An 11,996-nucleotide genomic window follows, 5' to 3' on the forward strand; every position below is an offset into this window, starting at 1 on the left:
CCGCCCGAGGCCGAGAGAGTGCGAGCCCCCATGGACGTGCAGAAGAAGCTCGACGAGATCGTCGCGGCCGTCGGCGGCGCCCGGTCCATGCCCATGTCGGCCTCCTGCGTGATCAACCGCGCGGACCTGCTCGCCCTGCTGGAAGAGGTCCGCCAGGCGCTGCCGGGCTCGCTCGCGCAGGCGCAGGAGCTCATCGGCGGTCGCGAGCAGATGGTCGAGGAAGCCCGACGCGAGGCGGAACGGATCATCGAGTCCGCGCACGCCCAGCGCGGATCGCTGATCTCCGACACCGAGGTCGCGCGCCGCTCCCAGGCCGAGGCCGACCGGATCCTGGCGGACGCCCGCAGGGAGGCCGAGGAGATCCGGGCCGAGGCCGACGACTACGTCGACAGCAAGCTCGCGAACTTCGAGGTCGTGCTCACCAAGACCATCGGCTCCGTGGACCGCGGCCGCGAGAAGCTGCTCGGCCGCGGCCCCGGCCTGGACGACCAGGGGTACCCCGACGCGGACGCCCCCGAGCGCAGCCAGGACCCGGACACGCAGCGGCAGCAGGCGGACGCGTACGTGGACACCAAGCTGGCGACCTTCGAGGCGGTGCTCTCCAAGACCCTGGAGGCCGTCGGCCGAGGCCGCCAGAAGCTCCTGGGCCGGGTGCCCACGGACGACCTCGGCGCCCACATGGCGGCCCAGGACGCGGCCGGGGCGCAGCAGTCCCGCTCGGCGAGCGACGCGGACTTCCTGGCGGGCCTGGCCGAACCGGCGGCCCCGATGGCTCCCGCGGCGGCCGTGATCCCGGCCCAGGCCCAGCAGGGGCCCGCGTACGACGCGTACGCCTACCAGCAGCCCCAGCAGTCCCAGCAGCAGGACGGGTACGGCTACCAGGACCCCTACGCCTACCAGCAGCAGGCCCAGCAACCGGACCCCTACGCGGCGATGGGCTACGAGCAGCAGCCGGACCCCTACGCGGCCTACCAGCAGCAGCCGCAGGCCCCGCAGCACCCGCAGCAGCCCGCGCTGGACGAGACCAGCTTCTTCGACACGGGCATGATCAACTTGGATCAGCTGCGCCAGTACGAGCAGGGGCGCTGAGGCCGGATTGGGCTCAGAGCGAAGCGCCGGGTATCCTGGCTCTTCGGTCGCGCGTATGCACCGCGATCCATGCTGCCCACAAGTGGCGGAAATCTTGATCTTCAGCGATCTGTGAAAGCAGGAACGGCCCTGAATACCCGCCTCGACCACCGCAACCCCCTCGTGTTCGACACGCACGAGCTGGGTCGGCGTCCTGGTGCCATGCAGCGGCTGTCCCGTGAGATCGCGGCACCTGCGGACTTCGGTCTCGTCGGTGTCATCGGAGTGCCGGAAGGCGCCCCGGTGAAGCTCAGCATCCGCCTTGAGTCGGTCATGGAAGGGGTGCTTGTCACAGGCACCGCTCGTGCGTCGGCCGTAGGGGAGTGCGTAAGGTGTCTGGAGTCCGTCGAGCGCGAGCTCAAGGCGGACTTCCAGGAGATGTTCTCGTACCCTGACGCCGACGACCGGAGCCGCTCCAAGGCGGAGCCGGCCGACGACGCCGAGGACGACGAGGACACGCTCTTCCTTGAGGACGGATTGTTCGACCTCGAACCCGTGCTGCGGGATGTGGTGGTGCTCGCACTGCCCATGCAGCCGGTGTGCCGGGAGGACTGTCTCGGACTGTGCCCCGATTGCGGGCTCAGCCTGAACGACGACCCGGAGCACCACCATGATGCCGTCGACATCCGTTGGGCGGCATTGCAGGAACTCGTCGTGACCGATCAGGACGGCGAGAAGGACAACATGAGCGGCACTGCATCTGACGACGTTCAGAGCGCCGCCGAGAAGCAGGAGAAGTAGCCGTGGCTGTTCCGAAGCGGAAGATGTCGCGCAGCAACACGCGCCACCGCCGGTCGCAGTGGAAGGCTGCGGTCCCCACCCTGGTTTCGTGTGAGCGTTGCCAGGAGCCGAAGCTCCAGCACATTGCGTGCCCGAGCTGCGGCACCTACAACAAGCGTCAGGTCCTCGAGGTCTGAGCGGCTGGTGAGAGGCGCAATGTCTGAGCTGTCCAACGCTGAGAAGCAGGCAGACAGTAACAACGCGGCCTCGTCCCACACGCTTCTGGAAGGGCGGCTCGGGTATCGACTCGAGTCCGCCCTTCTGGTGCGTGCACTGACCCACCGCTCGTACGCGTACGAGAACGGCGGTCTGCCCACCAACGAACGCCTGGAGTTCCTCGGGGACTCCGTGCTCGGCCTGGTGGTCACGGACACGCTGTACACCACCCACCCCGACCTGCCCGAAGGCCAGCTGGCCAAACTGCGGGCCGCGGTGGTCAACTCGCGCGCACTGGCGGAGGTCGGGCGCGGCCTCGATCTCGGCTCCTTCATCCGGCTCGGCCGGGGCGAAGAGGGCACGGGTGGCCGGGACAAGGCCTCCATCCTCGCCGACACCCTTGAAGCGGTGATCGGCGCCGTCTACCTCGACCAGGGCCTCGAAGCGGCCTCGGAGCTGGTCCACCGGCTCTTCGACCCGCTCATCGAGAAGTCCTCGAACCTCGGGGCCGGCCTGGACTGGAAGACCAGTCTCCAGGAGCTCACGGCGGCCGAAGGCCTCGGCGTACCGGAATACCTGGTCACCGAGACCGGTCCGGACCACGAGAAGACCTTCACCGCTGCTGCCCGCGTCGGTGGTGTCTCGTACGGCACCGGCACCGGCCGCAGCAAGAAGGAAGCGGAACAGCAGGCAGCGGAGTCCGCCTGGCGCGGCATCCGTGCCAAGGCGGACGAGCGGATCGCGGCGGAAGCCGCGGCCTCCGCCGCCGCCCAGGTCGTGGTGACGGCTCCGGCCGACACCGTGGCCGGGGCCGAGGACGGCGGGTCGCCGACGCCCGCCGACCCGACGCCGAACGGCTGAACCCTTCCTTCGGGATCTCCCGCCCGCCCCTGCTGCGCAGGGGCGGGCGGACCCGTTTCCGGGCCCGGCCGGGGAGGCCGGTACGCTCCCCGGGAACGACCCGAACCGCACCCCTCCGGAGGACCGTCGTGCCCGAGCTGCCCGAAGTCGAAGTCGTACGGCGCGGCTTGGAGCGTTGGGTGGCGGGCCGGACCGTCGAGGCCGTCGAGGTGCTGCACCCGCGCGCGGTGCGCCGCCACCCGGCGGGCGCAGCCGATTTCGCGGCGCGGCTGACGGGGGAGACGATCGGCGTCCCGCAGCGGCGCGGCAAGTACCTGTGGTTGCCCCTGGAACGGCGGGACCTGTCCGTGCTCGGGCACCTCGGCATGAGCGGCCAGCTCCTCGTCCAGCCCGAGGAGGCCGCGGACGAGAAGCACCTGCGGATCCGCGTGCGCTTCAGGGACGGCGCCGGGACCGAGCTCCGCTTCGTCGACCAGCGCACCTTCGGCGGGCTCTCGCTCCACGAGAACACGCCGGACGGGCTGCCCGACGTCATCGCGCACATCGCCCGGGACCCGCTGGACCCCCTCTTCGACGAGGCCGCCTACCACGCGGCGCTGCGCGCCAAGCGGACCACCGTCAAGCGGGCCCTGTTGGACCAGTCCCTGATCAGCGGGGTCGGAAACATCTACGCCGACGAGGCGCTGTGGAGGGCCAAGCTGCACTACGAGCGCGCCACCGCCACGCTGACGCGCCCCCGGAGCGCGGAACTCCTCGGCCACGTCCGGGACGTGATGAACGCCGCCCTCGCAGTCGGCGGCACCAGCTTCGACAGCCTCTACGTCAACGTGAACGGGGAGTCCGGCTACTTCGACCGCTCGCTCGACGCCTACGGGCGCGAGGACGAGCCCTGCCGGCGCTGCGGAACCCCGATGCGCCGCCGCCCGTGGATGAACCGGTCCAGCTACTTCTGCCCGCGCTGTCAGCGCCCGCCGCGCGCGGTGTCGTAGGACTCGCGGGCGGTCAGTACCCGGGGCATGCTGCCTTCGAGGAAGTGGATGAGCGCGAGCAGCCGGTCGGCGACCTCGACGCCGAGCGGGGTCAGCTCGTAGTCGACGCGCGGCGGGTTCGTCGGCTGTGCCTCGCGGTTGACGATGCCGTCGCGCTCCAGCGCGTGCAGGGTCTGGGAGAGCATCTTCTCGCTCACGCCGTCGACCTTGCGGCGCAACTCGTTGAAACGGCACGAGCCGTCGCGCAGGGCGCCCACCGTGAGACTGCCCCAGCGGCCCGTGACGTGCTCCAGGGTCTCCCGGGACGGACACGCGCGCGCGAACGCGTCAAACGGCAGCTCTGTCTCCATGCCGACCAGCTTAACTCCGTACAGCGCTTACCAGAAGCTTGCGCTTTCGGTGCGTTAGTCCTTCTAGAAGCCGAAGTCCTGGGTCCACCAGGGGCCGCCGGCCGCGAAGTAGGCGCCCACGCCCAGCGTGCGGAACTCGCAGTTGAGGATGTTCGCCTTGTGGTCGGGGCTGTTCATCCACGCGTTCATGACCGCCTGGGCGTCACCCTGGCCGCGGGCGATGTTCTCGCCGCCGAGCCCGCCCAGGCCCGCGTTGGTGGCGCGGTCCCACGGGGTCTTGCCGTCGGGGTCGGTGTGGTCGAAGAAGCCGCGGGTGGCCATGTCCTTGCTGAAGGCCGAGGCCAACGCCGCGAGCGGCGGGTTCGCCCGGACCGGACCGCAGCCGGCCTGTGCCCGCTCCTGGTTGACCAGGGTGAGTACGGCGGCCTCCTCCGCGGAGTGGCCGTCGGAGGGCTCCGGGGTGGGCGCGACGGACGGAGCCGGCGGCTTGGGGGCGGCCGGTTTCAGCGTGGCCGGTTTCGGGGCGGCCGGTTTCGGCGTGGCCGGCTTGGGCGTAGCCGGCTTGGGCGTAGCCGGCTTCGGTGCGGCCGGCTTGGGCGCGGCCGGCTTGGGCGCGGCCGGAACCAGGACCACCGGGGCCGGGCTCTTCTCGGGCTTCGCCTGCTCCTTGGCGGGGGCCGAGGCGGAGGGGGCGGCCGGGGCGGGAGAGGAGGCCGGGGCGGACGAGGTGGACGGGCTCGGCGAGGCCGACGGGGACGGCGAGACCGACGGGGAGTGGGAGACCGACGGTGACGAACCGCCCGCATCGGAGCCCGCGGAGGCGCGGCCGGACAGGCTGGGCAGGCCGCCCCGCTGCTCGGCCACGGGCTTGGGGCTCGGCGAGGCCTCGGCCTGCGGTTTCGGGGCCGGGCTGTCCGCGCTGACACCGACATAGGGGAAGGAGGTGCCGACCGGCACCATGCCGGTGGTCACGGCCGCCGTTCCGAGGGCCACGGCCACGGAGACGCCCAGCAGGCCGGTGCGCACGAGGGTGCGGCGCGTGTCGTCGCGGCCCGGCGCGGCATCAAGTCGGTGGCGTCCCATCGGCGGCGTGCCTTCCTCGGAGGTCAAGATCATCCCTTACTCACCCAAATGGGTGAGTTCATTGGTGCGCGACTGTACGCCATGGGGCCCGGGGGCGATGTGAGCCGAAAGTCTGCGCCCGGTTAGCGTTCACGCATGAACGAAGACGTCCGTCTGACCGCCTGGGTGCGCGGCCGTGTACAGGGAGTGGGCTTCCGTTGGTTCACCAGGGCCAATGCGCTGGAGATCGGAGGGGTCGTCGGCTTCGCGCTCAACCTCGATGACGGGCGAGTGCAGGTGGTGGCCGAAGGTCAACGTGAGAATTGCCACCGGCTGCTCGACTGGCTGCGCTGCGCCGACACGCCCGGGAGGGTGGACGGAGTGACAGAGATCTGGGGCACACCGCGCGGTGGCTACGACGGCTTCGCGATCCGATGAGCGATCTGCTGATCATGTACTGATCACACCTCGGGGTGGTCCGCACCCGGCCGGATCTGCGCGTTCGTCGTCGACGCGTTGCCGCTCCGTCTGAACCGTGGAAGGCTTCGAGTAACGGACGATCTCCAGATCCCTTGGGAGACCCGGGCCGCCCGCCGATACGGGGCGTGATCGTGTTGACCGTCAAACTTTTTGGTGAGACGCTGGAAGCCCCGCGCACCTGAGCTGTTTGGCAGTGCTGGCACTAGTAAGTGCAGTGACTGACAGTCGCTGCCGGACATCCGCGGGTGCGATTCCCTCACGACCCACACCGCTTCGGTCGGTCACTCAGTGTGGAGGACCATCCATCATGGCAAAGGCGCTTCTCGGTTACGTCGGCGGTTCCGATCCGCGACTCCTCGCCGAGATGCGACGGCTTCAGCAGCGCGTCCAGGACCTTGAGTCCGAGCTCGTACGGATTCAGTCCGAAAACGACGCGCTGAACGCGGCCGCCGCTCAGCACGGAGACTCGCTGCTGGACCGCATCGACATCGACGTACCCCAGGCGGAGCCTGCGCTCACCTGATCCGCTGTCAACTCGTCGCTCGACTTCAGCCCCGCATGATCTGCAAGGGACGCTTCGGCGTCCCTTCTTTCTTTGGCCGCATTGGGCCAGGTGGGGGGCCCATTCCTTCGACGTCAGTTGTGCCCTGCACCTTCATGGGTGAAACCGGACGCGGAAGGTAGAGTCCGGCGGCGTGCACCTCAAGTCCCTGACCCTGCGTGGCTTCAAGTCCTTTGCCTCCGCAACCACCCTGCGCTTCGAGCCCGGCATCACCTGTGTCGTGGGCCCGAACGGCTCCGGCAAGTCCAACGTGGTGGACGCGCTGTCCTGGGTCATGGGGGAACAGGGCGCCAAATCCCTGCGCGGCGGCAAGATGGAGGACGTCATCTTCGCCGGCACCACCGGGCGGCCGCCGCTCGGACGGGCCGAGGTGTCGCTGACCATCGACAACTCCGACGGTGCCCTGCCGATCGAGTACGCCGAGGTCACCATCACGCGGATCATGTTCCGCGGCGGCAGCAGCGAGTACCAGATCAACGGCGACACCTGCCGGCTGCTCGACATCCAGGAGCTGCTCTCCGACTCCGGCATCGGCCGCGAGATGCACGTCATCGTCGGCCAGGGCCAGCTGGACTCCGTCCTGCACGCCGATCCCATGGGCCGGCGCGCCTTCATCGAGGAAGCCGCCGGAGTACTCAAACACCGCAAGCGCAAAGAGAAGGCACTGCGCAAGCTCGATGCCATGCAGGCCAACCTCGCGCGCGTGCAGGACCTGAACGACGAACTGCGGCGCCAGCTCAAGCCGCTGGGACGGCAGGCCGCGGTGGCCCGGCGGGCCGCCGTCATCCAGGCGGACCTGCGCGACGCGAGGCTGCGGCTGCTCGCCGACGACCTGGTCACGCTGCGGGGCGCGCTCGACGCGGAGATCGCGGACGAGGCGGCGCTGAAGGAGCGCAAGGACGCGGCCGAGGCGCAGCTCGCGCAGGCGCTGCGGCGCGAGTCGGAGCTTGAGGAAACGGTGCGGCAGCTGACGCCGCGCCTCCAGCGGGCCCAGCAGACCTGGTACGAGCTGTCACAGCTCGCCGAGCGCGTACGGGGGACCGCGTCCCTGGCCGACGCGCGCGTCAAGTCGGCGTCGGCTCCGGCGGAGGAGGAGCGGCCGGGCCGCGACCCGCAGGACATGGAGCGGGAGGCCGAGCGGATCCGCGAGCAGGAGGCGGAGCTGACGGCAGCGCTGGAGGCGGCTTCGCGGGCCCTGGAGGACACCGTGGAGCACCGGGCCGAGCTGGAGCGGTCGCTGGTCGAGGAGGAGCGGCGACTGCGGGACGCCGCGCGGGCCATCGCCGACCGGCGCGAGGGCCTGGCCCGGCTCACGGGACGCCTCGGCGCCGCCCGGTCCCGGGCCGGCGCCGCGCAGGCGGAGATCGACCGGCTGGTCGCGGCGCGGGACGAGGCCGAGACCCGGGCGGGGACCGCGCAGGCGGAGTACGAGGCACTGGCCGAGGAGGTCGGCGGGCTCGAAGACCCGGCGGTGGACGAGGAGTACGCGACCGCGCGGGCGGAACTCGCCGAGGCGGAGGCGGCCCTGGTCGAGGCGCGGGACGCGGTGACGGCCGTGGAGAAGTCGCGGGCGGCGGTGGCGGCGCGGCGGGATGCGCTGGCGCTCGGCCTGCGCAGGAAGGACGGAACGGGGACGCTGCTCGCGGCGCGGGAGCGACTGGCGGGGCTGCTGGGGCCGGCGGCGGAGCGGCTGTCGGTGACCCCGGGGTACGAAGTCGCGGTCGCGGCGGCGCTGGGGGCTGCGGCGGATGCGGTCGCCGTGGCGTCGGCGGGGGCGGCGGCCGGAGCCATCCGGCACCTACGGGATGCGGATGCCGGGCGGGCCACGTTCCTGATCGCCCCGCCGGCCGCCGTCCCGCCCCAGTCGGCGGGCCGGCTCGCCGCCGAGGCGGATGCCGGGTGCCCTGCGGGGCCGCAGGCCGGGACGCCGTTCCCTGCGCAGGCAGGGGTCGACGGGGGCGGGCCGCAGGGAGCCTTCCCCCACCCCGCGCCTTCCCCCAACCGGGGCCCGGCCCCGGGCCTGTCCCAGCTGCCGCCGGCGGCGCCCCAGGCGCAGGCGGACCCCGACGGACGGGGCCACGGCTCGGTCCCGGGCCCGGCGCCCGAGGCGCCGACGGGGCTCGAACTGGCGGCGGTGCCGGGCGGTGTGCCCGCCGGGGGACTGGTGCAGGGGGACACCGGTGTGGTGCGGGCCGTGGGGTGGGTGTTGCGGGAGTACGCCGTCGTCGGGACGCTCGACGAGGCCGAGCGGCTCGTTGGGGCGCGGCCCGACGCCATCGCCGTGACCCTAGACGGGGACGTCCTCGGCACGCACCTCGCCCACGGCGGCTCCGCCGGGGCCCCCAGCTTGATCGAGGTGCAGGCCGCCGTCGACGAGGCGGCCGCCGAACTGGACCGGCTGGACGGGCAGTGCCGGGAGCTGGGCACGGCCCAGGAGGCGGCCCGGGAACGGCGCCGCGAACTCGTTGCGCGGGTCGAGGAGATCGGTGAGCGCCGCCGGGCCGGGGAGCAGGCCCGGGCCGGGGTGGCGCAGCAGCTGGGGCGGCTCGCCGGGCAGGCGAAGGGCGCCGCCGGCGAGGCCGAGCGCTGTGCCGCCGCCGCGGCCAAGGCGCAGGACGCGCTGGAGCAGGCGCTGGCCGAGGTCGAGGAGTGCGCCGAACGGCTGGCCATCGCCGAGGAGATGCCGGTGGAGGAGGAGCCCGACACCGCGGTGCGGGACCGGCTCGCGGCCGACGGGGCCAACGCCCGGCAGACCGAGATGGAGGCCCGCCTCCAACTGCGCACCCACGAGGAGCGGGTCAAGGGCCTGGCGGGGCGGGCCGATGCGCTGGACCGTGGCGCCCGTGCCGAGCGCGAGGCCCGGGCCCGCGCCGAGCGGCGCCGGGCACGGCTGCGCCACGAGGCCGAAGTGGCCCGCGCCGTCGCCGACGGCGCCCGGCAGCTGCTCGCGCACCTGGAGGTCTCGCTGCGCCGCGCCGAGCAGGAGCGCGCCGCGGCCGAGCACGCCAAGGGGCTGCGCGAGCAGGAGCTCGGCGAGGCGCGGACCCGGGGACGCGACCTCAAGGGAGAGCTCGACAAGCTCACCGACTCGGTGCACCGCGGCGAGGTGCTCGGCGCCGAGAAGAGGCTGCGCATCGAGCAGGTGGAGGCGCGTGCGCTGGAGGAGTTCGGGATGGAGTCGGCGGGGCTCGTCGCCGAGTACGGCCCGGACCAGCCGGTGCCGGCGAGCCCGCCCGCCGAGGGGGAGGCCCCGGACGAGGCGGCCGAGCCGGGTCCCTTCGTACGGGCGCAGCAGGAGAAGCGGCTCCGGGTGGCCGAGCGCGCGTACCAGCAGCTCGGCAAGGTCAATCCGCTCGCCCTGGAGGAGTTCGCGGCGTTGGAGGAGCGCCACCGGTTCCTGAGCGAGCAGTTGGAGGACCTGCGCAAGACCCGGGCCGACCTCCTCCAGGTCGTGAAGGAGGTCGACGAGCGCGTCGAGCAGGTGTTCACCGAGGCGTACCGGGACACGGCCCGCGAGTTTGAAGGGGTGTTCTCGCGGCTGTTCCCCGGCGGCGAGGGCCGGCTGATCCTCACCGACCCCGACAACATGCTGACGACGGGCGTGGACGTGGAGGCCCGGCCGCCCGGCAAGAAGGTCAAGCGGCTCTCGCTGCTCTCCGGCGGCGAGCGGTCGCTGACCGCCGTCGCGCTGCTGGTCTCCATCTTCAAGGCCAGGCCCAGCCCGTTCTACGTGATGGACGAGGTCGAGGCCGCGCTGGACGACACCAACCTGCAGCGGCTGATCCGGATCATGGAGGAGCTCCAGGAGAGCTCGCAGCTGATCGTGATCACGCACCAGAAGCGGACGATGGAGGTCGCCGACGCGTTGTACGGCGTCTCCATGCAGGGCGACGGCGTCTCCAAGGTGATCAGTCAGCGGCTTCGCTGACCTCCAGCTTCACTTAATGAACGCATTCCGCGTGAGGTCGCTCGTCTTCTCTGTGAAGAATCGGATGCATCTCTCCTCTTGACTTCAGGAAGTGAAGTCATAGGCTCTGCTGTGCCGTGTTGACGTTCAGGTGGTGGCAAGCAGTTTGCTGTGCGCCACTAGAGGAACACGAGCAAGCAACAACGAGATCCCCCACACAGCCCGCCGTCGCCGCCGGGCCCAGGAGCGCACCTTGACCAGCACAGCGAACGCACCCGCGTCAGGCGGTGGAAGCGCGTCCCGGCCCGACCACCTCGGCCACGTCATCTTCATCACCGCGGCCGCGGCCATGGGCGGCTTCCTCTTCGGCTACGACAGTTCCGTCATCAACGGCGCCGTGGAGGCCATCCGCGATCGCTTCGACGTCGGCTCGGCCGCCCTCGCCCAGGTGATCGCCGCCGCGCTGATCGGCTGCGCCTTCGGCGCGGCCACCGCCGGCCGCATCGCCGACCGGATCGGCCGTATCCGCTGCATGCAGATCGCCTCCGTCCTGTTCACCGCGAGTGCCATCGGCTCGGCCCTCCCCTTCGCCCTCTGGGACCTCGCCACCTGGCGTGTGATCGGCGGCTTCGGCATCGGCATGGCCTCGGTCATCGGCCCCGCCTACATCGCCGAGGTCTCCCCGCCCGCCTACCGCGGCCGGCTCGCCTCCTTCCAGCAGGCGGCCATCGTCATCGGCATCGCCGTCTCGCAGCTGGTCAACTGGGGCATCCTCAACCTCGCCGACGGCGACCAGCGCGGCGAGATCGGCGGCCTGGAAGCCTGGCAGTGGATGCTCGGCGTGATGGTCGTCCCGGCCGTTCTCTACGGGGTGCTCTCCTTCGCCATCCCCGAGTCCCCGCGCTTCCTCGTCTCGGTCGGCCGCACGGAGAAGGCCAAGGAGGTCCTGCGGGACGTCGAGGGCAAGGGCGTCGACGCCGACGCCCGCGTCCGCGAGATCGACCACGCCATGCGGTCCGAGCACAAGCCCATCTTCAAGGACCTGCTCGGCGGCCGCTTCGGCTTCCTGCCCATCGTGTGGGTCGGCATCGGACTCTCGGTCTTCCAGCAGCTCGTCGGCATCAACGTGATCTTCTACTACAGCTCCTCGCTGTGGCAGTCGGTCGGCATCGACCCGAGCTCCTCGTTCCTGTACTCGTTCGAGACGTCGGTCGTGAACATCATCGGTACGGTGATCGCGATGGTGTTCGTGGACCGGCTCGGCCGCAAGCCCCTGGCGCTCATCGGCTCCGTCGGCATGGCGCTGTCGCTCGGAACGGCGGCCTGGGCGTTCTCGTTCAAGTCCGGAACCGGCGACGACATCTCCCTGCCGCACGCCCAGGGCATCGTGGCCCTGGTCGCCGCCAACTTCTTCGTGCTCTTCTTCGCCCTGTCCTGGGGCGTGGTGGTCTGGGTGCTGCTCGGTGAGATGTTCCCCGGCCGCATCCGTGCCGCGGCCCTCGGTGTGGCGGCGTCCGCCCAGTGGATCGCCAACTGGCTCATCACCGTCACGTTCCCGACGCTGTCCGACTGGAACCTGTCGGGCGCCTACATGATCTACACGTTCTTCGCCGTGCTCTCGATCCCGTTCGTCCTTAAGTGGGTGCCGGAGACCAAGGGCAAGGCGTTGGAGGAGATGGGGTAACCACCCCCGCCAACACCCCCTCTCCTCTTACGGCAGG

At 71.3% G+C, this 11,996-nt stretch carries 11 protein-coding genes; 9 read left to right on the plus strand and 2 right to left on the minus strand.

Features of this window, described 5'->3' with window-relative positions:
- Positions 1-30 precede the first annotated feature (30 nt).
- The 5 genes from OG974_RS29395 to mutM all read left to right on the plus strand — a co-directional run bounded on the left by OG974_RS29395 (position 31) and on the right by mutM (position 3,914).
- On the plus strand, positions 31-1,089 hold the full coding sequence (locus tag OG974_RS29395) for an ATP synthase F0 subunit B (protein ID WP_371644949.1): 1,059 nt from the start codon (positions 31-33) through the stop codon (positions 1,087-1,089).
- A 69-nt stretch (positions 1,090-1,158) separates the two neighbouring features.
- Positions 1,159-1,869: a DUF177 domain-containing protein gene (locus OG974_RS29400; RefSeq protein ID WP_327278765.1), complete on the plus strand. Its 711-nt coding sequence runs from the start codon at positions 1,159-1,161 to the stop codon at positions 1,867-1,869.
- 2 nt (positions 1,870-1,871) lie between these two features.
- Positions 1,872-2,045 carry a 50S ribosomal protein L32 gene (gene rpmF / locus OG974_RS29405; protein ID WP_003965982.1) on the plus strand — a complete coding sequence of 58 codons (174 nt, stop codon included), beginning with the start codon at positions 1,872-1,874 and terminating at the stop codon, positions 2,043-2,045.
- A 19-nt stretch (positions 2,046-2,064) separates the two neighbouring features.
- Positions 2,065-2,925 carry a ribonuclease III gene (rnc, locus tag OG974_RS29410; protein WP_327278766.1) on the plus strand — a complete coding sequence of 287 codons (861 nt, stop codon included), beginning with the start codon at positions 2,065-2,067 and terminating at the stop codon, positions 2,923-2,925.
- A 128-nt stretch (positions 2,926-3,053) separates the two neighbouring features.
- Positions 3,054-3,914 (plus strand): bifunctional DNA-formamidopyrimidine glycosylase/DNA-(apurinic or apyrimidinic site) lyase, encoded by an 861-nt coding sequence (mutM, locus tag OG974_RS29415; protein ID WP_327278767.1) that lies wholly within the window; start codon positions 3,054-3,056, stop codon positions 3,912-3,914.
- Here the strand turns inward: mutM and OG974_RS29420 are convergent.
- Together OG974_RS29420 and OG974_RS29425 are read right to left on the minus strand one after the other, a co-directional pair.
- The gene (locus OG974_RS29420; RefSeq protein ID WP_327278768.1) at positions 3,887-4,264 is read right to left on the minus strand and encodes a helix-turn-helix domain-containing protein; all 378 of its coding nucleotides are present in this window, start codon (positions 4,262-4,264) and stop codon (positions 3,887-3,889) included. The two genes, mutM and OG974_RS29420, sit on opposite strands and share 28 nt — an antisense overlap.
- A 63-nt stretch (positions 4,265-4,327) precedes the next feature.
- A complete protein-coding gene (locus tag OG974_RS29425) occupies positions 4,328-5,347 on the minus strand; it encodes a CAP domain-containing protein (protein WP_371644952.1) in 1,020 nt (339 codons plus the stop codon).
- A 135-nt stretch (positions 5,348-5,482) separates the two neighbouring features.
- Between OG974_RS29425 and OG974_RS29430 the strand changes: the two genes are divergently transcribed.
- From OG974_RS29430 to OG974_RS29445, 4 genes are all read left to right on the plus strand, one after another.
- Entirely contained in the window at positions 5,483-5,764 is a 282-nt protein-coding gene (locus tag OG974_RS29430) for an acylphosphatase (RefSeq protein WP_327278770.1), read from the plus strand.
- Positions 5,765-6,113: 349 nt separating this feature from the next.
- Complete coding sequence (locus OG974_RS29435) at positions 6,114-6,329, plus strand: hypothetical protein (RefSeq protein WP_030162422.1); 216 nt, start codon at positions 6,114-6,116, stop codon at positions 6,327-6,329.
- Between the two features lie 172 nt (positions 6,330-6,501).
- Entirely contained in the window at positions 6,502-10,296 is a 3,795-nt protein-coding gene (locus OG974_RS29440; RefSeq protein ID WP_327278771.1) for an AAA family ATPase, read from the plus strand.
- A gap of 232 nt (positions 10,297-10,528) precedes the next feature.
- A complete protein-coding gene (locus OG974_RS29445; protein WP_327278772.1) occupies positions 10,529-11,959 on the plus strand; it encodes a sugar porter family MFS transporter in 1,431 nt (476 codons plus the stop codon).
- Positions 11,960-11,996: the final 37 nt, after the last annotated feature.

Origin of the sequence: Streptomyces sp. NBC_00597, from assembly GCF_041431095.1 — a bacterium.
Lineage (GTDB): Bacteria > Actinomycetota > Actinomycetes > Streptomycetales > Streptomycetaceae > Streptomyces.